This is a genomic window from Paenibacillus sp. sgz302190, assembly GCF_059820445.1.
The window spans coordinates 25446-48772 of record NZ_JBZYAO010000021.1 but is presented as its reverse complement, the minus strand read 5'-3'; the positions used below and the strand labels follow the sequence as shown (position 1 = coordinate 48772).

The window sequence follows — 23327 nt, the reverse complement described above, 5'->3', positions numbered from 1 at the left end:
ATCGCTAGTTATTTTAAGGTTGGTGCAGGCTGTCGAGAAAAACGTACATGATTGGAGAGGCACATCCTTATTAACGTGTAGAAAACTTGTAACTATCAGATGGTTGATAGAGTGACGGGATAGAGGAACCGGAGGGGGACACCTCTCCTGTACGGGATGAGTAGCAGAAGTAGGTGACACCTCTCCTGTTAGGGATGAGTAGCTGAAGTAAGAGACACCTCTCCTGTTAGGGATGAGTAGCTGAAGTGGGGGGACAAAGCGGCTTGGTAGGGAAAAACCTGCGAAAGTGCAGGCTTTTTCTGTAATAATGGTTCATTTTGGCGAAAAGCCTGCGATTGTGCAGGAATTTTCGAAGAAATTGAGCCAGAGCCCATGTTCGCGGCGAAAAGCCTGCACAATTGCAGGAATATTGCGCAGCCGGCGTATCAACCGAGGAAAACCTGCACTTTTGCAGGTTTTCTTCGCGCAATCAGGCAAATTGTACGCCAGGTTCCGGCAAGTGGGTTTCTGCGCAGCCTGCAAAAGTGCAGCATTTTTGGCGGCAGCGGCCGGTTCAGAGTGAAAGCCTGCACAAGTACAGGAATGCCTCGCACGCGGGCATCCGGGAGCAGGCTTTCTGCACGGGGCCCGTGCCGCACCGCGCGCAGCTCCCGGCGCGCGGTGTTTTCGCTGCATGACGGCGGTCGGTCGCAAGCAAGCGACCGCGCCGTTCGGCTCATTCGTCGGAGTGGCGCTCACTTTTGGAGTCGTTGAGCCGGTCGAGCACTAATTGCACCGCGATGGCGTCGTCCAAATAGCCCAGAGGGAAGACGTAGTCCGGGATAATGTCGGCCGACAAAACGAAATAAAGCAAGGCGCTGCCGACGATAGCGCGCTTTTCCGGCAAAGTCTCTTCCTCGCAAAAGAGGCGGTACATCTGCTTCAGCTCGTCGATGAATGGGCCGGCGCCGTTGACGCTTGCAACCTTTTCGGGGAAATCTTCGACGATGATTTGTTTTCCTTCCTCCGTCAGGGCATATTTCTCATATTTGCTCAGCTCTTTGCGGACGAGCTCTTCAGTAAACTGGGTGTCGATTAAGTTGGACGACTGCAAAATTTTTTGAATATTGCTTACGGATGCAAAAATATCCGAATGCCGTTCGACCTGCGGGATGCCGATATCGAACCCGGCGGCTTGAAAAAGCTCTGCAGTCGGCACGCCGAGATGGAAAGCGAACGTTTCCAGATGGTCGAGCTTCGCCTTTTGCTTTCCGTTAATAATCCGCGAAATGGTGGCCGTATCGATCCCGGTCAGCGCGCTCAGCTTGCGCATGGAATAGGAACGCGCCTTCAGCAAAGAGGTGAGTGTGCTGCCCAGAGACGGCTCCGGTCGTTCCAAATGGTTATCAGTCATCCGATATCCTCACTCCTTTTGAGCGATGTTGAAATAATCTCAACACATTTTGATTTGGAAAAGCACTTTTTTGCAGGTTGATCAATACGCTAACAGTAAACAGTGTTGAGGAGTGGAACGACTATGACAGCAGGGCTTTTGATCTTGGGTTTTGCGATTTCATCGAGTCTGGACAATTTGGGCGTCGGCATTTCTTACGGGGTTCGCGGTATCCGCATCCGGCATATGGCGAACACCGTTATAGCCGTCATTTGTTTTTTGTTCAGTATGACCGGAATTTTGGCCGGCCACTGGCTTTCCCGAATTCTTCCCGGGCTGTTGCCGGTTCTGGTTGGCGCATTTCTTATGATTATTATCGGAATTCGCATCATTTTGCTGGCGGTACCGCGTAAAGGGCAGCGCCTGTCCGAGGATTCCGATGAGGAAGTTTCCGGCGCAAGCTCGATACAAACGATTTTGAAAAATCCCGAAAAGGCGGACATCGATCGATCCGGCGAAATCGGCATCGGCGAGGCAGTGATTCTGGGGGTGGCGCTCTCCGCGAATGCCGTTACGAACGGATTGGGAGCAGGGCTGCTGGGCCTATCTCCGCTGGCTATTTCCATAACGGCCGCAATCGGCAGCTTCGTTACGGTCTGGTTCGGCGTCGCGCTTGGCCGAAAAGTGGCCGGGATTCGCATCGGCAAGTTCACCGTCGGCCAGTTCGGCACGATTTTGAGCGGATTCTTGCTGCTGCTGATTGCTTTCGGCTCCTTTTTTGGCTGATGCGCATAAGAGTGCCCGTATTTATTTATTGTACGTGAGCCCATGCCGGATATGACAGAAGCGCCGCCGAATCTCCGGATTTTCCAAGTGAATATTGACAACGCCAAGTATCGATAGTAATATCCAAGTGTGGTGCATAATGCTCTAATGATAGCTGCCCGGAGCTCTCTCTTTTCAGGGAGAGCTTTTTTGTGTTTGTATAGTCCATTTATCGGGTTTGGAGGAGACAGTGATGGAAGCCGTATACCGAAACGAAGTGCTTATCGTTGAAGACGATGACCATATCCGGCGTTTTGTGGCGATTCATTTGGACAGATCCGGGTTTCAGGTCGCCGAAGCCGCATCGGGAGAAATGGCTATGAGAAGCCTTGCCGCAAGCCGGCCCGACGTCGTCGTGCTGGACATCATGCTGCCGGATACGGACGGTTTTGAGTTTTGCAAAAAACTAAGAGAAATCGACCCGGACATCGCCATCGTTTTTTTGACTGCCAGGACGCAGGATTTGGACAAGATCAAAGGTCTTGAACTGGGGGCCGACGATTACGTCGTCAAACCTTTTAATCCGCTGGAGCTTGCAGCAAGAATCAAAACCGTATTGCGCCGCACCCGAAAATCGGCGGGACCGCCGCATAGAAAAATACTCCAATCAGGCTCGATCCGGCTTGATCTGGATGCCAACAAGTTATTCAAAGACGGCTGTCCCATTGAAGCGACACCGAAGGAATTTCAAATGCTCAAAGCGTTTTTGCAAAATCCTGATAAAGCATTGTCCAGAAATGAGCTGTTGAACCTGATTTGGGGAGAAGATTTTGTGGGCGATACGAAAACTGTTGATGTCCACGTCCGAAAGCTCAGGGAAAAAATTGAAGACGATTGCTCCAGCCCCCGGCTGATCGAAACGGTGTGGGGGCTCGGGTACAGGTGGCGAAAGGAGGTTTGAACGGTTGGGCATCCAAAAAAGGCTTGTAGGCAGTTACCTCGCCGTCATTTTGATTACAGTTGCAATTCTGGAATTTTTTCTGATTGCTTTGGTCAATTATTACTATTATCACAATGTGGAACGCATCCTGTCGAAGCAAGCGGAACTGTCCGCTTCTTTTTTTCATCAATATTTTGCAGGCGAGGATTTAGCGCAGCAATCGGAAAGGCTGCTCAGCGGATTTGCCCACCATTCATCCGCTCAAGTCCAGATTATCGGTTCGTCCGGTCAACTGCTGCAAGACTCAACGGGACAACATATAGGCGAAAATATAATCGGGTACCCGGATGTGAAAGAAGCGTGCAGCGGAAAGGAAGGAACCTGGAGGGGATATGAGCCGTCCACGCATGAAGCGATACTAGCCGTATCGTACCCTTTGCAGACGAAGGATGCTACCGTAGGGGCGGTCAGGTTCGTGACCTCTTTAACCGAAACGGCGGAAGCGGTCAAGCAAATTTCCGCCGTCTTTATTTCCGTCGGTTTTATCGTCGTAGCCATTGTCGCCTTTCTGGGCATCCCCCTGTCGAGAACCATTACCGGCTCCATAACCGAGCTGAAGCTGGCGGCCGAACAAATGGCCGAAGGCGATTTTACCGTCCGGGCCCGCAAACGGTACCGGGACGAGCTGGGGACGCTGGCGGACACATTCAATTCGATGGCGGCAAAAATAGGGCAAAACGAGCAGCTCAAAAACGACTTCATTTCATCGGTATCGCATGAGCTTCGAACGCCGCTGACGTCCATCAAAGGCTGGGTCGTCATCTTGAATTCGACGCCAGGTGAAGACAGGAACATGCTTCAAGAAGGGCTCGAAATTATCGAGACGGAGACGGACAGGTTAACTCGGCTTGTCGACGAATTGCTTGATTTTTCCAAATTGGATAACGGACGAATTTTGCTGCACTGTACCCCGCTCCATATCCCGGAACTGCTGCGGCATTTAGGAAAACAGCTCGCCCCAAGAGCCGCCAGGCAGAGCATCTCGCTGGAAGTGCATGCCAACGATACGCTTCCGCTCATTCAAGCCGACGAAAATCGGTTGAAGCAAGTGCTGATCAACTTGTTGGACAACTCGCTGAAATTTACGGAGCCCGGCGGCGTCATTACAATGCGAGCTTCCTCAGCCCAGGAACAGATCGTCATTACTGTGGAAGATACGGGGGTGGGTATTGCGGAGCACGATTTGGCGAATGTTTTCCAAAAGTTTTACAAAGGAAACCGGCATGCTGCCGGAAGCGGTCTGGGATTATCGATTGCCGATCAGATCGTCCGATTGCATCGTGGGGAAATGAAAATAAACAGCAGGCCGGGAATGGGAACGAAAGTCGACATTTATCTCCCAAAGTGAAAAGGAAAAATTTTAACTTTTTCATAACCTTTTATGTTCCGCAAAAATATAAAATAAAGTCGTACAATGACAGGCAGGGAGCCAAATAAGATGATGTTTAGCAGACGGATTTGTACATTGCTTGCTGCAGCTTCACTGTTGTGGATCAGCGGATGCGGGATGCCTGCCGCTCCCGTGGATGTCATTCAATCCCCGGTCTCGGAAGCGAATGCCGCAAAAGACAGTTTCAGTGCGATGCTTCGAACCTTGCTGCCTGACGGAGCCCGGCTGTTAGCCTCGGAACACCCGAATGACCGCGAACGCGTTACATTCGGAGATGTGGACGGAGACGGGATCGATGAAGCTGTGGTCGTATACGAAGAGAACGTCGTTAACGACAAAATACTAAAGGCGGCGCTGTTGAAACAGCGCAATAATGAGTGGCGCATCGTCTGGGATACGAAAGGGTTCGGTTACGGCCTGGATTATGTCGGGTTTTCGGACGTTACGAAAGACGGACGACCCGAGATTATGCTCGGATGGTCCATGGGCGCAGGCGAGAATGGGCTTGATATTTATGAATGGAAAAACAATACATTGGAATTGTGGAGCAAGCAGCGGTATCAGGGAAAGTTGCAATTGGATAAAATCCCCGGAAACATGTGACATATGCCCGGTGAATTAGGGGGTTTGCGAATTGAAAGGCACATTGCGGGGGCGTCCGGATTTTCTGCTTCTATTTTCAACCGTCGTGCTGGTCGGCTTCGGTCTTGTTATGATATTCAGCGCCAGTTCGCCCAAAGCTGCCTTGATGCAAGAGAGCGCCTGGTACTACGCTTCGAAACAAGGTATTTTCGCCGCCGCAGGATTATTCATCATGCTTGTTTGTATGAGCCTTCCTTTTTCAATATGGAAAAAAGCCGGACCTTATATGCTGCTTGTTTCGTTGATCCTGCTTGTGCTCGTATTAATCGGGGGAACGAACATTAACGGCGCGAAAAGATGGTTCGTTATGGGAGGTCTTAATTTTCAACCGACTGAATTTACCAAATTGGCCGTCTGCGTGTACGTATCGGCTTTAATCAGCAGAAAGGGAGAGAAGGTCAAGTCGTTCATAAAAGGGCTGCTCCCCATACTCATTATGGTTAGTCTGGTTCTGATTCTTGTCATGAAGCAGCCTGATTTCGGCACCGCGCTAATTTTGGCTTCTATTGCAGGTACGATTATTGTGGTCGGCGGCATCGCATTGCGCCATCTTTTTGTGCTTGCTCTGGGGCTTGTGCCGGTCTTTGTATACCTGGCCGGCAGCAAAAGCTATCGGCTGAAGCGGCTCAACTCTTTCTTAAATCCGTTCGATAACCAGTCCGATTCCGGGTATCAGCTCATTCAGTCGCTTTACGCTTTAGGTCACGGCGGGCTTACGGGAACGGGACTCGGGCTAAGCATCCAGAAGCAGTTCTATTTGCCGGAAGCGCACACGGATTTTATTTTTGCCGTTATCGGCGAGGAATTGGGGCTTGTCGGCACGACGCTGCTTTTGATCGTATTTTTTATTTTTTTCTGGCGCTGTTTTATTACCGCAGTTCAAAGCGACGATCCGTTTGGAATTTTGCTGGGTATAGGATTGGTAGCGATGATATTTATTCAATTTTGTCTCAATCTTGGGGCCGTTACAGGCAGTCTGCCGGTTACGGGCGTTCCGCTTCCTTTTATCAGCTATGGCGGCTCGTCCCTGATTTTGTGCATGGCAAGCGTCGGCATTTTGCTAAGCATATCCCGGGATAACAATCGAAGGCGAAGAGAAGCCGGCATGCATTCGCAGGTGACCGCAAGTTAAATACGGGTAAGAGGAGAGGAAGCATGGATTTTTTTCAAACCGTCATTTTTGCTATTATTCAAGGAATTACCGAACTGTTTCCGGTCAGCAGCGTAGCGCATGGAGTCTTGACCCCGTATGTGTTTCGCTGGAATCTGGATCCCGAATTTCTGAAGGAGCATTTTTTGCCTTATGTCGTTATGCTGCATTTGGGAACGGCTGTGGCGCTGCTTCTCTTTTTCAGCCGTGACTGGATTCACATGCTGAAATCGTTATTTTCGGGAGGACCTTCCCGGTTCAAAAAGACTCTTTTGCTCGTCATCGTTGGAACGGTGCCTGCAGCCGTAATCGGCCTGCTGCTTGAAAAAACGTTGAGACACCTTTTCAGCAGCGTCACCAGTGCGGCGATTTTTCTTATCGTCAACGGCGTCCTGCTTTATCTCGGAGAGAAAATGTCGGGGAAGGGAAGCAAAGAGATCGAAGATTTGAGCGCAGGACAAGCCTTTGTGATCGGATTGTTCCAGTCGTTAGCGCTTGTCCCCGGTTTTTCGAGATCCGGGTCCAGTATGATTGCCGGCTTTTGGATGGGGCTCAAGCACGAGGCTTCCGCGCGTTTTTCGATGCTTTTGGCGACTCCGGTTATCGTTGGCGCAAGCATATTGGAAGTGCCGAAACTGAAGTCGGGCATGCACGGTTTGCTCGGAATGTCGATCATAGGAGGCATCCTGTCGGGGGTGTTTGCTCTGCTGGCCGTCTGGGCTCTAATGAAATGGGTTAAAAAACATGAAATTCAGGCGATGAGGCCTTTTGCTTATTATTGCTGGATCGTGGGAGCAGTCATACTTGTAACGATCTATGCGTTTTGAATTGACTATACGAAGTTCGTCCAAATAAATGAAGCCGCCGGGTGATTGAACATGATCCGGCGGTTTTTTCATGCGTGCTGCCGGCCATTCGCTCAAGCCTTCGGGGGGCGGGTCGACGCGCGGATGAGCATTTCGGACGGAAGCATAATTTTTCGGTTCGCGAGGCCGGATTCGTTCTCGATGCGCTCGATCAGCAGCTGCATGCCCATGGAGCCGAACTGATACGCCGGCTGCGATGCGACCGTCAGGAACGGATTGATCGCGTCCGCCCGGCCGAAGTCGTCGAAGCAGCAGACGGAGATGTCGTCCGGCACCCGGAAGCCGCGTTCCCGCAGCGACTTGATCGCGCCGACGGCGAGCAAATTGTTCGCCGCAAATATGGCGGTCGGCGGCGACGGCTGCCCGAGCAGGAAATCGAGCGCGCTTTCGTCCTGAAAATCGCGGTAATTGACATGGACGACGAGCGTCTCGTCCAGCGGAATACCGTTCAAGGCGTGCGCCTCCTTATAACCGGCGTACCGCAGCCGGGCCGTGGACACGTCCGGCGAGCCGTTAATCAGGGCGATGCGGCGATGCCCCAGCGCGAGCAGGTGCTCGACCAGCTTTCTGGCGCCTTCCTTGCTGTCGCCGAGAACGATGTCCGCTTCGATGCCGGGCACCTCCCGGTCGAGAATGACGAAGGGGATGCGATGTTTTTGCAGCTGCCGCAAATGTTCAAGCGAGCGGTCTCCTGTGGGCGCAAACAGCACGCCGTCGACCCTTGTGGACAAAATCATGTCCACGTAATCTTTTTCTTTGGCGTAATCCTCGTCGCTGTTGCCGAACAGCAGCTTGTAGCCCGACCGTTTGGCGGCATCCTCGGCCCCGCGGGCGATCGTCGTATAGAAGGGATTGGTAATATCCGTAATGAGCAGCGATAAAATTTTGGTCTTTTGCAAAACGAGGCTGCGCGCCATCGAATTCGGAATGTAGTTCAGCTCATCCATGACTTTGCGCACCCGTTTTCTCGTCGCTTCGCTAATTCTCCCGGAGTTATTGATAACTCTCGAAACCGTCATGGCGGATACGCCTGCTTTTTCCGCGATATCATAGATTGTAATCAAGTACAGTCACCTTTCCGTCGCATACTATTTGTCTATTGTATAAAAGAAAACCATTGACAGCAAGCCGTATCGCTGTTAATTTTGAGTTATCGGTAACATGAATGAATCGAGGAGGCGTCGAATATGTTAAAAGGTATACCTTCCATCCTTTCTCCCGAACTGCTCAAAGTGCTGATGGAGATGGGGCATGGAGACGAAATTGTGATCGCGGACGGGAATTTTCCCGCGGCCAGCCATGCGAAGCGGCTGCTGCGCTGCGACGGCCACGGAGTTCCCGAGCTGCTGGAGGCGATTCTCGCCTTGTTCCCGCTCGATACGTACAGCGAGTACCCGATAGCGCTCATGCAGGTTGTTCTGGGCGACCCCGTGGAGACACCGATCTGGGACGCGTACCGGGAGATCATCGGCAGGCACGCGCCGCCGGCTGTGGAGCAGGTGGAGCGTTTCGCGTTCTATGAGCGGGCGAAGCAGGCGTATGCGATTGCGGCTACAAGTGAAAGCGCTTTATATGCGAACATTATTTTGAGAAAAGGCGTTATTTCCGATTGATTAGGATTATCGATAACCCTAAAGGAGGCTGCAAGTATGGCACATGCAAACCCGGATTACAGATGGAGGCAAGGTTTTCCGAAAATCGGCATCAGGCCGACGATTGACGGCAGAAGAAAAGGGGTGCGCGAATCGCTGGAGGCCCAGACGATGAATATGGCGAAAGCGGTTGCAGCGCTGCTCGGCGAGACGCTGAAATATCCGAACGGCGAGCCTGTGGAATGCGTTATCGCCGATACGTGCATCGGCGGCGTCGCCGAAGCTGCTGCGGCAGCGGAGAAGTTCGCCAGGAGCGGAGTCGGCGTGTCCATCACCGTAACCCCCTGCTGGTGCTACGGCACGGAGACGATGGACATGGACCCGTCGACGCCGAAAGCGATCTGGGGCTTCAACGGCACCGAGCGCCCGGGCGCGGTTTATTTGGCCGCGGTGCTGTCCGGCCATGCGCAGAAAGGCATTCCCGCGTTCGGCATCTATGGCGAGGACGTGCAGGACGCCGGAACGACGGATATTCCGCAGGACGTGCGGGAGAAGCTGATCCGATTTGCCAGGGCGGGCCTTGCGGCCGCGTACATGAAGGGCAAATCGTATTTGTCCGTCGGCTCCGTATCGATGGGCATCGCCGGCTCCATCGTGAACGAGGAGCTGTTCCAGAACTATCTCGGCATGCGCAACGAATATGTCGATATGTCGGAGCTCGTGCGCCGCATCGATGAAGAGATTTTCGACCCGCAGGAGTATGAGCTCGCGCTGAATTGGGTCAAGGAAAACTGCAAGGAAGGCCCGGACAACAACCCGCCCGAAATTCGCACGACCCGCGAGAAAAAAGACCGCGACTGGGAAACCGTCGTGAAAATGACGCTGATCGTCCGCGATCTGATGGCCGGCAATCCGAAGCTGGCGGGGCTTGGGTTCGGCGAAGAGGCGCTCGGACATAACGCGATTTTGTCCGGCTTCCAGGGCCAGCGCCAGTGGACAGACCACTTCCCGAACGGCGACTTCCTCGAAGCGGTGCTGAACACGTCGTTTGACTGGAACGGCAAGCGCGCGCCTTATTTGGTCGCGACGGAAAATGACAGCCTGAACGGCGTGGCGATGCTGTTCGGCCATTTGCTGACGAATACGGCGCAAATTTTCGCCGACGTCAGAACGTACTGGAGTCCCGACGCGGTGAAGCGCGTGACCGGGCATACGCTGACGGGCGCCGCAAAGGACGGCATCCTGCATTTGATCAACTCCGGCCCTGCCGCGCTGGACGGAACGGGTGAGCAGTCGCGGGACGGCAAGCCGGCGATGAAGCCTTACTGGGAAATTACCGACGAGGAAACGGAGCGCTGCCTGCAAGCTACGTCCTGGCGGCCTGCGGCCGTCGAATATTTCCGCGGCGGCGGCTACTCGACGGATTTCCTGACCCGCGGCGGCATGCCTGTGACGATGTCCCGGATCAATCTGGTCAAGGGACTCGGGCCGGTGCTTCAACTGGCGGAAGGCTATACGGTCGAACTGCCGGAGGACGTGCACGACACGCTCGACCTGCGTACCGATTCGACGTGGCCAACGACGTGGTTTGCGCCGATTTTGACCGGCAGAGGCTCGTTCACGGATGTGTACTCGGTGATGGATAACTGGGGCTCGAACCACGGAGCGATCAGCTTCGGGCATATCGGCGCCGATCTGAACACGCTGGCCGCCATTTTGCGCATTCCCGTCTCGATGCACAATGTGGCCGAGAAGCGCATTTTCCGCCCGCGCGTATGGAGCAGCTTCGGCACGCTTGACAAGGAAAGCGCCGATTTCCGGGCTTGCAGCACATTCGGGCCGCTGTACAAATAACGAGGTGAGCTTCGATGGGGAACCAAAGCTTGAATATGCTGGCCGTCGATTTCGGCGCCGGCAGCGGCAGGACGATTTTGGGGCGGTGGGACGGCGCGAAGCTGAGCGTCGAAGACATTCACCGCTTCGCCAATGAACCGGTACAGCTCGGGGGCAGCCTGTACTGGGATTTTCTCCGGCTTTTTCACGAATGCAAAAAAGGGATTCACGCTTTCAAGCAGTACGCCTCCGGCAGTCCGGCGTCGATCGCCGTAGATACGTGGGGCGTCGATTACGGGTTCGTGGACGGCAAGGGCAGGTTGTTTGGGAACCCTTACCATTACAGGGATGCGCGCAATCAACGGGCGATGGAGGAGCTGCTGCCCGTCCTGCCCGCTGCGGAGCTTTACCGGCGAACAGGCATTCAGCCGTTATCATTTAATACGATTTTTCAGCTGTACGCCTGGTCGAAGGAGCGCTCGCCCGCTGCCCGGGAGGATGGCGTCAAGCTGCTGCTCATGCCGGATTTGTTCCGCTTTTTCTTATCCGGCGAGCGTTCTGCGGAGTACACGATCGCCAGCACGACCGGGCTGCTGGACCCCGTGCGCAGACAATGGGATGAAGAATTGCTGGGGCGGTTGGGGATTCCCGTCTCCCTGCTGGCGCACATCGTGATGCCGGGCACGCCCGAAGGAGCTTTGCGCAAGGAGATCGCCGAAGAATTGCAGCTGACGCCGTTCCCCGTCGTTGCGACCGCTTCCCACGATACGGCGTCGGCCGTCGTGTCGATTCCGTCGCTGCAGGACAGCTACGCTTTTATAAGCTGCGGCACCTGGTCGCTCATGGGCGTGGAAATCGACGAGCCGATTTTAACCGCGGACAGTTTGCGCCTCGGCTTCACCAACGAGGGCGGAGCGGAAGGGAAAATCCGCCTGCTCAAAAACATCATGGGCCTCTGGCTGCTGCAGGAATGCAGAAGGCAGTGGGAGCAGGAGGGCGAGCCGCTCACCTACGCCGAGATGCAGGAAATGGCGAAGCGGGAGCGCGGGCGGCAAAGCTACGTAGACCCCGAGGACCCGGTATTTCTCGCCCCGGGCGGCATGTCGGACCGCATCCGCAGCTTTTGCGCGCAAACCGCGCAGACCGTGCCGCAAACGAAGCCCGAGCTGATCCGCTGCGTCGTCGAAAGCTTGGCCATGAAGTTCAGGCAGACGCTGGATGAACTCGAGCTGCTCACCGGCAGGAAGCCGACCTGCATTCATATCGTCGGCGGAGGCATTCAGAACCGCCTGCTTTGCCGGCTAACCGCCGATATTACCGGGAAAACGGTCATCGCGGGTCCGGTTGAAGCTACGGCCGTCGGCAACGTCATGATGCAGGCCAAAGCGCACGGCGAGGTGCGCAGCCTGGAGGACATCCGGCAGGTCGTGCTGGATTCGTTTCCTCCGGAGACGTTTGTTCCGCAGCATCAGGATGAGTGGCAGGACGCTTACGAGACTTACAGGCGGGTTATCGAACAGAAAGCGCGAAGGGGCTGAGGCGACATGTCAGAGAGGAAGACGAGAGAAGAACTAACGAAATATGCGCGCAAAAGCGTGGCCAAAGGGCTGGTCGTCGGGCCGGGCGGCAACATCAGCGCGAGGTACGAGGATGTGATGTACCTCTCGCCCAGCGGCTTCGCGCTCGAAGATATCGAACCGGAGCAGTGGGTGCCGGTCAACATTGCGACAGGGGACATTTTGGACGCTTCGTTCCGCCCTTCTTCCGAGGTGCTGCTGCACCTGTTTTGCTACCGGGCGAACCCGGACATCCGGGCGATCGTGCACACGCATCCGGCTTACTGCATTGCCCTGACGCTCGTCGACAACGAGCTGCCGATGCTGTTTCCCGACCAGGCGGCGCTTGTAGGGGATGTCGCTTTTGTCCCCTACGTCGTGCCGACGACGGATAAGCTGGCGAATCTGGTGGCGGCCAAAGCCGACGCCTACTGCGCGATTTTGCTCAACAACCACGGGCTCGTGACAACGGGCAAAAACTTGCGCGAAGCGTACTACCGCACCGAGGTGATGGAAGAGAGCGCGAAGGTGTACCTGATCGCCAAATCGGTAGGTCAGCCGAGACGGTTGACGGAGGAAGAGTACAAGGAAATCCAGGGGCTGGAAAGCGAGGCGTACCGCGTTCAGCTTTTGCAAAATATGAAATAGCTGCGCTTGCAGGCATTGCAGGCAGCTTTCGGGCAGCGGTCCTATTAGGGTCGCTGCCATTTTTTGTGGGGGGTACGGCGTTCTTGGATGCTACTAAACGCCTAGTTATTTTCGAGCTGTTCATAGTGATTTAATAGTCCGTTTATCCTATTTTATTTCGAAATATAAGGAAAATTTTGTAAAAAAACAAGAGATAATCAAAATAAAATGCGTAATTTGTAATTTTTTGTCTTGACTGTAAGCCTTATTAGCGTTACCATAAAATGGTTCATTGGTCATAAATACATACTAGTTTGGAGGGTTTCATCTGATGAGAGGAAAGAAAAAGCTCTTACTTATTTCTGCATTTTCGCTAACACTGACAGTAGGTTTTTCGTTCGGGGCGTTAGCCGATGGTGTCGTAACAAAGATCACGGCCTACCAGAATGCGGGAATCAACATTAACGTGAACGGCAGCAAAATCAACCTCAATGATGGAGCGGACGTGATGGTTCCGATTATTTATGACGGACACTCCTATGTGCCTGCCAAGCCTCTTGCGGAAGCGCTCGGCGCTTCGGTCAAGTGGGACGATTCAACATCGACTGTGGTTGTAACTAAAGGCGGCAACAGCAGTGCTATTCCTGCGAAGGATAATACTTCCAGTTCGGGTGCGCAACCATCCGCCACGCCGGCGCCAGCGAAACCGGCCGCATCAAGTACAAGCTGGAAAAAAGAATACCCGGCTGGGACAAAAGCAAAGGAAATATTTGATGACGCGAAGCCGCTTGCCAAAGAAGTACTCACCCAATATCTATATGCTATTAAAACAGGCGACAAATCTAAAGTCAATGGGTTAATTAATGATAATGTATTGCAGGTATACTCGATATTCAAATCCGATGCAGAACGTAATATTGAAAATGCTGGGGCAATGGTAGATTCTCTCCGTAAAAACAACAAACAAAAAGATTTGGACGGCGTATACGATGAAGCAATTAAATTAATAAATGCAGAAAGCTTCGCGGATGACTACACGAGTTATACCGATAATGGCGATAATCTTCGACATATTAAGTATGGCATCTGGGTCAAAGACTACTTGACATCCTTTAGTGTAAGTATTGACTACACATATTCCAGCGATAGCAAGACTATTAGATTAGAAAGCATTGGTTTATACTAAGATTCTTTTTTAATCAACATTGATAGCTATATAAATGATTCTCCACGCTTCGATGTTGCCTGCAGCAGACAGAGGCATACACAGCCATAACAGGGTGTTTTTGTGTCAGTGTGGACACAAGAACACCCTTCTTAATTTGGGGATTTTTGACTGATCTCTGCAGCCCCGTGCCAAGAAAGAGGTATTCGTGCAATCTTTGCCACCCAATAACGGGGGAACGACCTTGGCGAAGCGGCTCGGCAGGCAAGATCGGGAAAAAAACTGCGAAAGTACAGGGATTTTTAACAAATATGGCGATGATGGACATGCTCATGTCTTGGCGTTCATAGAATTTGTCAAGCGATGCTGCCGGTAAAGCTTGGGCGATACGCCGGTGAACTTTTTGAACGCTTTCGAGAACGAGAACAGGTCGGGGTAGCCTACGGACTGCGCGATTTCCGTCAGCGTATAGGCGGTTTGCGCCAGCAGCAGCTTGGCTTCTTCCATTTTCAGCTGCTGGATGTAGCGGATCGGCGTGATGCCGAACGTTTTGGTGAACTGTTTGGTAAAATGCGTGCGCTCCACGCCGACGTACTCGGAGACGCGCTCGACCGTGATGCCTTCCGCGTAATGGATCTGCATGTACTCGAGCCCTTTTTGCACCCAGGACACCGGACGGCTGTCGCCGGCAGCGGCAGGGGAGGCGCGTCCGGCAAGTTCATCGAATACGCGCAGAAACTGAATAAGTCTGGCCATGTCCGAATGGCTGTGTTCCGGGCCGCTGACCAGACGGATAAATTCCCGCATCAGCTCGATCGCTTTCCCGGTGGACATGCCGGAAATGTGCGGCGATCGCGGTCTGAGCCCGGCGCGTTCCAGCAGATGAAGCGCTTGTTGGCCGTCGAAGGCGACAAAAATTTTGCGCAGCGGGTCGTCGGCATCGGTGAAATATTCGTGGGTCACTTGCGGGAACAAGCAAAACACATCGTTTTTGCCGAGCCGGTACGCTTGGTTGTTTTGAATGAACGTGCCCTGGCCGTCCAAGACGAAGATCAGATAATAGTAGGGAGTCGTCCTGGGCCCGATATGATAGTTCGGCTTGGCGATGTTGTGCCCGAGGCGGATCGGCCAAGCGGAGCCGGATTTTTCGAATTCGGAAGGCGTAAAAAAGTAGATTTCCAAATATTCATGATGATCCTCGCGCATTGGGACTCTCATGCGGCACACCTCTTTTTACCATGTTTTCTTTTTCGAATGAGAAACGATTATTTTGATTATACACGATGAAACCCACAAAATGACAAATAAAGAAGAACGCGAAATGACATTGACCTGTGAGGAATATCACTGCTATGATACAAATACGAATAAATCCCACTAAGTTTGTGGGGTATCGACCAGACAGCTGGAGAACCGGCACTGCGATTTTCGCCCTGTTCGTGGCCGGACTGATCGTGCCGTCGCAGGTCAACATGCTGCCGATCTACGCGCTGGCCCATAAAATGGGCTGGTCGGACACCTTAGTCGGACTGATCCTCGTTTCCACCGCGATGCTGATGCCTTTATCCGTATTTATGCTGCGCGGATTCATGCAGCTTCTCGGCAAAGAAATAATGGAGGCGGGGAGCATCGACGGGGCTGGCGAATGGACGCTTTACCGGCGCATTGCGCTGCCGCTGTCCGCGCCGTCGCTGGCGGCTACGGCGACATTTCTTTTTGTCATGGTGTGGAACGACCTGCTCATTCCGATGCTGCTGCTGAACGGCAAGTCGAAGCTGACGCTTCCGCTGGCGATGCTGCAGTTCCGGGGCGAGTACGTCACGAACTATCCGATGCTGCTGACGGGAGTCGTCATTACGGCCGCGCCGATGGTCGTTATGTTTTTGCTGCTGCAGCGGCATTTCGTCGCCGGGGTCATGGCCGGGTCGTTAAAAGGATAAAAGCAGGAGATACACTGCCTCGGGGAGGCGGGGGCGTCTCCTGTTTTTTTGTGTTGTACTGTGCCTGCTTGTTGTCGTGAACACTGTTACGTGTTTTATTTGAGCAGCATTGCGCCTATTTTTTGTCGTGAGCACTGCGCGCGTTTTATTTGAGCAGCTTTATGCCCATTTTTATTAATATAAAATAATGTTTTTTAAATAAATGTTGTATAATAATTTTATTTAGTTATATAATATAAACAAATATTTATTAATGTATTATTATAATTGTGAGTGGCGATTGAAGGGAGAGGCAGTTTATGAAAAGTTTGGCGGCGTCGACGGATGCTCGATTTGGGAAATTGGCAGGCAAGCGAATGTTTGACTACTACGGGGAACGGCAGCAAAAGAACACTGACCGCACGGAGCACGACGAATGCGGGGAAACGGCGTTTTATCCACTTTCTCCGGTCTGTTTGGCTTTGTATGCCGCATTTGAAAGCGGTGCCATAATAATTGGCGGCGCTAAACAGCGGTACTTTTAACCGAAAGCTAACAAGCAAATCCAACCGTGCACGAAAAACCTGCAAAAGTGCATCTTTTTGCTCCCGGAAGGCCTGATTTCGGAAAATACCTGCAAATGTGCAGGCATTTCGGGACAAATTGCGGCTCTGGGCCATCATGGCGGGGAATTCCTGCACATTCGCAGGCTTTTCCGCCAAACGAGCCGCTCTCGTCGAAAAAGCCTGCACTTTTGCAGGCTTTCGTGCCGGAGGCTGCTCTAAGTGAGCCGCCGCGTAGCCAGTTGCCGTTTAACGTGAAGCCGAGCCGCTCAGCGGCCGCTTCGCCAACGCCCGTACCACCCATGGTCGTGCGAGTACGCAAAAAACCTGCAAAAACCCCCATGACGTCGTGGACGTCACTCCACAGAATGAAAATAATCAGGCACACTGCGTTCTATTTTCGTATAAAGTACATCTTTTTGCTCCCGGAAGGTCTGATTTCGGAAAATTCCTGCAAATGTGCAGGTATTTCGGGAGAAATTGCGGCTCTGGGCCATCATGGCGGGGAATTCCTGCACATTCGCAGGCTTTTCCGCAAAACGAGTTGCGATCCTGCTTCAGTGAGCGACAAGGTTTGGCGCAAGTGTAGCGTATAACATTTTACTGGAGGGATAATGATGGAGTGCCCGGCTTGTCAAGGTCAAAGTCAAGGTCAAGGTTATGGATATTTGGAGGAGAAAGATGGTTCGGCGGATACACGGCAGCAGCAAGCGGAAATCAGGCCCATTGCATGCGGCAAAGATTTGCTGCTATGGCCGAATATGTGTCCGGCCTGCGGGGGTAGCGGATTTGCGGATGTTTCGTTTTAAAGCGGCGGCAGCGCCTCGGAGTGTGGGGACGGAGTTGCTTTTTGCATATATAACTTCTATTTGTTTCAGCGGACAGACTCCTCGATGACGGGGCGTCTGTCTTTTTTTTATTTCGTGTAATATAATGTTCTCAATGTTATATAACAACCAGCGAGGTGCGGCAATGAGTACGGGGCATTCGGAGCTTCACACAAAGCACGAGCAAATTACCAAATACATTGAGTCGCTGCCTGTCGGCGCGAAAATATCGGTGCGGCAAATTGCGCAGGACCTTGACGTCAGCGAAGGAACCGCTTACAGGGCGATCAAGGATGCGGAAAACGGCGGGCTTGTCAGCACCAAAAGGCGCATCGGCACGATCCGCATGGAAAAGAAAGAGGAGCCGCAGATCGATAAGCTGACGTTCGCGGAGATCGTACGCGTCGTCGAAGGCGTCGTGCTCGGCGGCTCGGCGGGCATCCACAAATCGCTGAACAAGTTCGTGATCGGCGCGATGCAGCTTGAAGCGATGCTGAAATATATCGAAGCAGGCAATTTGCTGATCGTCGGCAATCGCGTGCAGGCGCACATGTGCGCCTTGAGCCAGGGCGCCGGCGTGCTGATTACCGGCGGGTTCGATACGACCCCGGAGGTGAAGCAGCTGGCCGACGAACTGGAACTGCCGATTATCGGGAGTTCTTTCGATACGTTTACGGTTGCGACCATGATCAACCGCGCCATGGAAGACCGGCTGATCAAGAAAAAGATTTTGAGCGTGGAGGACATTGTGCACGTCGACGAACCGGTGTATTCGCTCAGGCCGGAAAACACGGTCAAAGATATGCAAAAGCTGGTGGAGGAAACGACGCACACCCGCTATCCGGTGCTGGACGAAAACCGGGTGCCGATCGGGATGATCACGACCAAGGACATTATGGGAGCGGAGCCGGGCCAGACGGTCGAATCGCTGATGACGCCGAATCCGCTCATGATCAGCCTGAAAACTTCGGTGGCGTCCGCCGGACATATGATGGTGTGGGAGGGCATCGAGCTGCTGCCGGTGATCGATGCGGAGCGCAAAATGATCGGGATCATTTCCCGCAAAGACGTGATGAAGGCAATGCAGTACATGCAGCGCCAGCCGCAGAACGCGGAGACGTTCGAGGTGCAAATATACGCGGGCATCGACGAGCTGCGGGACGAGGAGGGCAAGCTTTATTTTCAAGGCACCGTAACGCCGCAAATGACGAACTACGAAGGCATGGTGTCCGAAGGGATATTGACGACGCTGATGATCAGGGCGGCCTATCGGACGGTGCAGGAGCAGAAAAAGGGCGATCTGATTTTGGACAGCTCATCGAGCTATTTTTTGATCCCGCTGCAAATCGATGACGAAATACGGATCGTGCCGTCGATCATCGAGATGAGCCGTCGCTTTTGCAAGATCGACATGGAGATTGTGGCCAAAGGCGCCCGCGTGGCCAGATCGATGTTCACGGCGCGCATTTTGTAGTTTGAAAAACCATTGACAAAACCACCGGTAACGGCCTATAATTTAAACACTAGTAAAAACATCGGAATTATAGGGATCGACCAGAGGAACTGGAGATACTTCACCCGCGAGCGGGTTGAATGTGTCTCTTTTTTTGTTTGCAGCGCTCCAGCGCGCAGAACAGCATCCGGATTGGCGAATTAACCTGCCCATGAGCCCGTTCACGCGGTCGCTTATTTTCGAAGAGGGTTATCTCATACGATCTCATCACTAGGAGGTACGAATATGAAAATCAAATGGACATTTACGATGTCCCGCGTATGGACGATCGATCGCGTACTGGATTTTGTCTCGATGGCGAACCGGTATGTTTGCAATATTTATTTGGGCAGAAGCGGAAAAATGCTAAACGCAAAAGGATTACTGGGCGTCGTAACACTCAGCCTGTCGCTAGGCGAGAACGAAGCCGTTCATCTTCACCTGGAGGGCTCCGACGCAGAGGAAGCTTTTGAGCAGCTGGCCGTTTATTTGCAAAATCCCGACCGCTCCCTTTGCGAATTATACCCGCAGAGCTCTTGAACAAGCGCAGGCCGGAAAGGAAGGTGCCGTCATGAATATAGAAAACATCGAGGCTTTCGTTTATGTCATTCATTTTAACAGTTTTAACAAGGCGGCGGACGCTTTGTTTTTATCCCAGCCATCGGTAACGGCGCGCATTCAGTCGCTCGAACGCGAGCTCAACACGCTGCTTTTTGAAAGGGAAGGCAGGAATTTTTCGCTGACGGATAAGGGAAAGCAATTCCTCCCCTACGCGCAGCAAATTCTCCAGACGTACAAAAAGGGCAGGCAGCAGCTGCAAAATTTGCAGGCGGCCCAGAGCGAGCTGCGTATCGGCTGTACCGTCTCCGTCGCCAATTATGTCATACCCGAGATCGTGCCGCTGATCAAGAAAAAGCACCGCCATCTTCAGATCAAGCTGACAACGGCTCCTACGGAAACGATTCTTGAGAAGGTGCTGAACAAGGAAGTCGACATCGGGCTGATCCGCAACGTCACGCATCCGCATTTGGACTGTGCGGCCTATTATGAGGATCCGATTCGCCTGTTTGTCCATCGCGGTCATCCGTTTGCGCAGCGAAAACATGTTTCCGTCGAGGATATCAGCCGCGAGCCGCTTGTACTTTTTGAGTGCGGGTCGCTGGATTGGATGAAAATTCACCGCCTGTTCGCAACGCTCGACCATCCGCCGCTCATCGAATACCAGATCGACAACCTGGAGACCGCCAAAAAGCTCGTGGTCAAAGGGATGGGGATCAGCTTTCTTCCCTTCCTTTGCGTCCGCAAAGAGGTGCAGGAAGGGCTGCTCGTCCCGATCGATCTTCCCGCGCTGTCGGGCGTATCGCTGCGCACGAATCTCATTTCTCTGAAGGAGGCGGAATCCGGCTTTCACTACGCGCTGCTGGAAATCGCCAAGGAGCTTGACTTGAAAGTCAGCGCCTCATAGAACAATTCTATTTTTCGATAGAGGCGAAAAAAGAGGAGGAATATCCCATGTCCAAACAAAGAAAAATCAAATTCGGCGCCATTATTCACGGTGTCGGCGGCAATATGTCCTCATGGAGGCACCCCGATGCCGTCGTTGACGCCAGCGTCAATTTTGCCCATTACAAACAGCAGGCGCAAAAAGCGGAAGCGGGCAAGTTCGATTTGGCGTTCATCGCAGACGGGCTGTACATTAACGAAAAATCGATCCCGCACTTTTTGAACCGCTTCGAGCCGATTACGATTTTGTCCGCGCTCGCCGCCGTCACTTCGCGGATCGGGCTCGTCGGAACGCTTTCGACTTCCTACAGCGAACCGTTTACGGTGGCGCGGCAGTTCGCCTCGCTCGATCACATCAGCAGCGGCCGGGCAGGCTGGAACGTAGTGACGTCGCCGCTCGAAGGCTCGGCGCTGAACTACGGCAAGACGCTGGAGGAGCATCCGGCCCACGAGAAACGCTACCGCATTGCGGCGGAATATTTGCAGGTGACCAAAGGGCTGTGGGATTCCTGGGAAGACGACGCATTCGTGCGGGATAAGGAGTCGGGCGTGTTCTTCGATCCCGGCAAGCTGCACCGCTTGAATCATAAAGGCGAATTTTTCTCCGTTCAGGGGCCGCTCAATATCGCGCGTTCCAAGCAGGGACAGCCGGTTATTTTCCAGGCGGGATCTTCGGAACCGGGTAAAAATCTCGCCGCCAAAGAAGCGGACGCGGTCTTTACCGGGCACCCGACGCTGGAAGACGCGCAGCGCTTTTATCAGGACGTAAAAAGCAAAGCAGCCGCTTACGGCCGTTCCGAGGACGATATCGTCATTATGCCGGGAATCAGCCCGATCATCGGACAGACGGAGGAAGAGGCGGAGCGCAAATATCAGGAAGTGGCGAATTTGGTTACGATCAAAGACGCGCTCGACTATTTGGGACGCTTTTTCGATCATCACGATTTTACCCAATATTCGCTGGACGAACCGTTTCCGGAGCTGGGCGATATCGGCAAGAACAGTTTCCGCAGCACGACGGACCGCATTAAGGACAACGCCAAAAAGAACGGCTTGACGCTGCGTCAGGCTGCGCTGCAAGCGGCGACTCCGCGCCCGCTGTTCATCGGTACGCCGGCCAAAGTGGCGGATTTGATCCAGGAATGGTTTGAGGGGCGCGGAGCGGACGGGTTTATCGTCGGCGCCGGCTTCCCGAACGGGCTGAACGATTTTGTCGATGACGTCGTGCCGATTTTGCAGGAGCGTGGCCTTTACCGCACCGAGTACGAAGCCGATACGCTGCGCGGAAATCTCGGTCTGCGCATTCCGGAAAACCGCTACGCCAAAGTGAAGGTTAACCGGTAATCGTCGCCGGCGATTTGCTGAATGAAATAAAAAAAAGGGGCGTTGAACATGAAAGCAGCAAGGTTAAACAAATGGATACGATTCGGCGCGCTGACGACGGCGCTTGTGTTGGCATTATCGGGATGCGGCTCGGCGAAGAACGGCAGCGGGGCCGCTCCGTCTTCGGGCGGCAAGCAGGACGAGAAGCAGGCGGCCCAGCCCGGAGGCGAGCTGACCTACGCGCTGGCGACTTCGCCGGATACCCTTGACCCGCATCGAAGCGGTCTGGCCGTAGCGGTCCGGGTCATCCGGACGATCTATGACAGTCTGGTCGTGCAGCTGCCCGACAACAGCATCAAGCCTTGGCTTGCGACGGAGTGGACCGTTTCGCCGGACGGCAAAAGCTATACGTTCAAGCTGCGCAAGGACGTGAAATTTCAGGATGGGACGCCGTTCAACGCGGAAGCCGTCAAATTCAGTTTCGACCGGATTCTCGATCCGGCGACGAAAGCGGCGAATGCGGCTGCGCTGCTTAAGCCGTACAAGTCTTCCGAGGTCATCGACGAATACACCGTGAAGTTGAATCTGGAGACGCCGTCCAGAGCGTTTCTGGGCAATTTGAGCCAGGCTTTGCTCGGCATCGTATCGCCGACGGCAGCCCAAAAATACGGCGACCAATTCGGCAAAAATCCGGTAGGGACCGGTCCCTTCAGCTTTGTGAAATGGGATGAGAACGCAGCGATACAGGTGAAGCGCAACCCTGATTACAAGTGGGCTCCGGAAATTGTCGACAACAAAGGTGCGGCATATCTGGAGCAGATTACATTCAAAATCGTGCCGGAAGAGGCAACCCGCATCGGCAGCGTGCAGAGCAAGCAGGTGCTGGCCGCAGAAACCGTGCCTCCGCAAAATATCGTATCGCTGAAATCCGATCCGAACGTGCAGGTGCTGCAAGTAAATACGGTAGGTCTGCCTTATACGCTTTTCTTTAACCAAAGACGCCCGCCCTGGAACGAGGTGAAGGCGCGGCAAGCCGTCCAGGCTGCGATCGACGTTGACGCCATCGTCAAGACGCTGTATCTCGGCACGTATCCGCGAGCGTGGTCGCCGCTGACGCCAGGTACCTTCGGCTATGACGCTTCTTTGGAAAACTCCGTGAAGCCGGACACGGCCAAGGCGGGCAAGCTGCTCGATGAGCTCGGTTGGGTCAAAGGCGCCGACGGCATCCGCGAAAAAGACGGGAAAAAGCTGACGCTCCATTACGTGGACGGCTCCCCGAACCGCGAGAAACGCAACGATATCGCGGCCATGATCCAGCAGCAGCTGAAACAAGTCGGCATTTCCGTAGAAGTGGAAATTACGAAAGATGTCGCTAACGTTGTCTATACGAAGGGGAACTACGATTTTTACGGCAACAGCCAGGTCAATTCCGATCCGAACGCACTGTACGCTTTTTATCATACGAGCGATCCGAAAGGCCGGGGAACGCTTCCGGGGCTTTCCGATCCGACCGTAGACCAATTGCTTGAGCAGGGCGCGATCGAAACGGATGACAAGAAGAGGGCCGACATTTACAAGCAGGTTCAGCATTACATCATCGATAACGCGGTTATCATTCCGGTGTACGTATTCCCTTATACGGTAGCCGCAGCGAAGTCGGTAAAAGGCTTGAAATTCGATGCTCTCGGCTATCCGCTGTTCAACGATGTCAATCTTCAAAAATAACCGGGCAAGGAGCTGGC

The 23327-nt window shown here is 53.4% G+C and carries 21 protein-coding genes; 17 read left to right on the top strand and 4 right to left on the bottom strand.

From position 1 onward, the window contains the following. Positions 1 to 715 precede the first annotated feature (715 nt). A complete protein-coding gene (locus AC6RNO_RS22070) occupies positions 716 to 1393 on the bottom strand; it encodes a DUF1232 domain-containing protein (protein WP_474683324.1) in 678 nt (225 codons plus the stop codon). Between the two features lie 123 nt (positions 1394 to 1516). Here AC6RNO_RS22070 and ytaF point away from each other — a divergent pair, with 123 nt between their 5' ends. The 6 genes from ytaF (at position 1517) to AC6RNO_RS22040 (ending at position 7146) form a co-directional block, all read left to right on the top strand. Further along, positions 1517 to 2158, top strand: a complete 642-nt coding sequence (ytaF, locus tag AC6RNO_RS22065; protein WP_474683325.1) for a sporulation membrane protein YtaF — start codon at positions 1517 to 1519, stop codon at positions 2156 to 2158. Between the two features lie 232 nt (positions 2159 to 2390). Beyond that, complete coding sequence (locus AC6RNO_RS22060; RefSeq protein WP_474683326.1) at positions 2391 to 3098, top strand: response regulator transcription factor; 708 nt, start codon at positions 2391 to 2393, stop codon at positions 3096 to 3098. A 4-nt stretch (positions 3099 to 3102) separates the two neighbouring features. After that, positions 3103 to 4485 carry an ATP-binding protein gene (locus AC6RNO_RS22055; RefSeq protein WP_497106771.1) on the top strand — a complete coding sequence of 461 codons (1383 nt, stop codon included), beginning with the start codon at positions 3103 to 3105 and terminating at the stop codon, positions 4483 to 4485. A gap of 90 nt (positions 4486 to 4575) precedes the next feature. Continuing rightward, a complete protein-coding gene (locus tag AC6RNO_RS22050; protein ID WP_474683328.1) occupies positions 4576 to 5130 on the top strand; it encodes a hypothetical protein in 555 nt (184 codons plus the stop codon). A 31-nt stretch (positions 5131 to 5161) separates the two neighbouring features. Further along, positions 5162 to 6301: a putative lipid II flippase FtsW gene (ftsW, locus tag AC6RNO_RS22045; protein ID WP_497106770.1), complete on the top strand. Its 1140-nt coding sequence runs from the start codon at positions 5162 to 5164 to the stop codon at positions 6299 to 6301. A gap of 23 nt (positions 6302 to 6324) precedes the next feature. After that, the gene (locus tag AC6RNO_RS22040) at positions 6325 to 7146 is read left to right on the top strand and encodes an undecaprenyl-diphosphate phosphatase (RefSeq protein ID WP_474683330.1); all 822 of its coding nucleotides are present in this window, start codon (positions 6325 to 6327) and stop codon (positions 7144 to 7146) included. Between the two features lie 92 nt (positions 7147 to 7238). Here the strand turns inward: AC6RNO_RS22040 and AC6RNO_RS22035 are convergent, their stop codons facing one another. After that, on the bottom strand, positions 7239 to 8249 hold the full coding sequence (locus AC6RNO_RS22035; protein ID WP_497106769.1) for a substrate-binding domain-containing protein: 1011 nt from the start codon (positions 8247 to 8249) through the stop codon (positions 7239 to 7241). A 123-nt stretch (positions 8250 to 8372) separates the two neighbouring features. Between AC6RNO_RS22035 and fucU the strand changes: the two genes are divergently transcribed. From fucU to AC6RNO_RS22010, 5 genes are all read left to right on the top strand, one after another. Beyond that, positions 8373 to 8798 carry an L-fucose mutarotase gene (fucU, locus tag AC6RNO_RS22030; protein ID WP_497106768.1) on the top strand — a complete coding sequence of 142 codons (426 nt, stop codon included), beginning with the start codon at positions 8373 to 8375 and terminating at the stop codon, positions 8796 to 8798. Between the two features lie 36 nt (positions 8799 to 8834). Next, a complete protein-coding gene (locus AC6RNO_RS22025; RefSeq protein WP_497106767.1) occupies positions 8835 to 10631 on the top strand; it encodes an L-fucose isomerase in 1797 nt (598 codons plus the stop codon). Between the two features lie 14 nt (positions 10632 to 10645). Further along, on the top strand, positions 10646 to 12148 hold the full coding sequence (locus AC6RNO_RS22020; protein ID WP_497106766.1) for an FGGY-family carbohydrate kinase: 1503 nt from the start codon (positions 10646 to 10648) through the stop codon (positions 12146 to 12148). Between the two features lie 6 nt (positions 12149 to 12154). Continuing rightward, the gene (locus AC6RNO_RS22015; RefSeq protein WP_474683335.1) at positions 12155 to 12814 is read left to right on the top strand and encodes a class II aldolase/adducin family protein; all 660 of its coding nucleotides are present in this window, start codon (positions 12155 to 12157) and stop codon (positions 12812 to 12814) included. A gap of 310 nt (positions 12815 to 13124) precedes the next feature. Next, positions 13125 to 13979: a stalk domain-containing protein gene (locus AC6RNO_RS22010; protein WP_497106765.1), complete on the top strand. Its 855-nt coding sequence runs from the start codon at positions 13125 to 13127 to the stop codon at positions 13977 to 13979. A 309-nt stretch (positions 13980 to 14288) separates the two neighbouring features. Here the strand turns inward: AC6RNO_RS22010 and AC6RNO_RS22005 are convergent, their stop codons facing one another. After that, a complete protein-coding gene (locus tag AC6RNO_RS22005) occupies positions 14289 to 15176 on the bottom strand; it encodes a helix-turn-helix domain-containing protein (protein WP_497106764.1) in 888 nt (295 codons plus the stop codon). A 134-nt stretch (positions 15177 to 15310) separates the two neighbouring features. Between AC6RNO_RS22005 and AC6RNO_RS22000 the strand changes: the two genes are divergently transcribed. Then, positions 15311 to 15898, top strand: coding sequence for an ABC transporter permease subunit (locus tag AC6RNO_RS22000; RefSeq protein WP_497106763.1), 588 nt, complete (start codon positions 15311 to 15313; stop codon positions 15896 to 15898). Between the two features lie 218 nt (positions 15899 to 16116). Here the strand turns inward: AC6RNO_RS22000 and AC6RNO_RS21995 are convergent, their stop codons facing one another. Then, positions 16117 to 16599, bottom strand: coding sequence for a hypothetical protein (locus tag AC6RNO_RS21995; RefSeq protein WP_497106762.1), 483 nt, complete (start codon positions 16597 to 16599; stop codon positions 16117 to 16119). Between the two features lie 813 nt (positions 16600 to 17412). On the opposite strand from AC6RNO_RS21995, the gene AC6RNO_RS21990 reads away from it, so the two are divergent. From AC6RNO_RS21990 to AC6RNO_RS21970, 5 genes are all read left to right on the top strand, one after another. Then, the gene (locus tag AC6RNO_RS21990) at positions 17413 to 18741 is read left to right on the top strand and encodes a DRTGG domain-containing protein (RefSeq protein ID WP_488437223.1); all 1329 of its coding nucleotides are present in this window, start codon (positions 17413 to 17415) and stop codon (positions 18739 to 18741) included. Between the two features lie 264 nt (positions 18742 to 19005). Further along, complete coding sequence (locus tag AC6RNO_RS21985) at positions 19006 to 19299, top strand: HPr family phosphocarrier protein (protein ID WP_488437224.1); 294 nt, start codon at positions 19006 to 19008, stop codon at positions 19297 to 19299. Between the two features lie 31 nt (positions 19300 to 19330). After that, complete coding sequence (locus AC6RNO_RS21980) at positions 19331 to 20224, top strand: LysR family transcriptional regulator (RefSeq protein ID WP_474683342.1); 894 nt, start codon at positions 19331 to 19333, stop codon at positions 20222 to 20224. A gap of 47 nt (positions 20225 to 20271) precedes the next feature. Further along, entirely contained in the window at positions 20272 to 21606 is a 1335-nt protein-coding gene (locus AC6RNO_RS21975) for an LLM class flavin-dependent oxidoreductase (RefSeq protein WP_488437225.1), read from the top strand. Positions 21607 to 21654: 48 nt separating this feature from the next. Continuing rightward, positions 21655 to 23310 carry an ABC transporter substrate-binding protein gene (locus AC6RNO_RS21970; protein WP_497106761.1) on the top strand — a complete coding sequence of 552 codons (1656 nt, stop codon included), beginning with the start codon at positions 21655 to 21657 and terminating at the stop codon, positions 23308 to 23310. Positions 23311 to 23327: the final 17 nt, after the last annotated feature.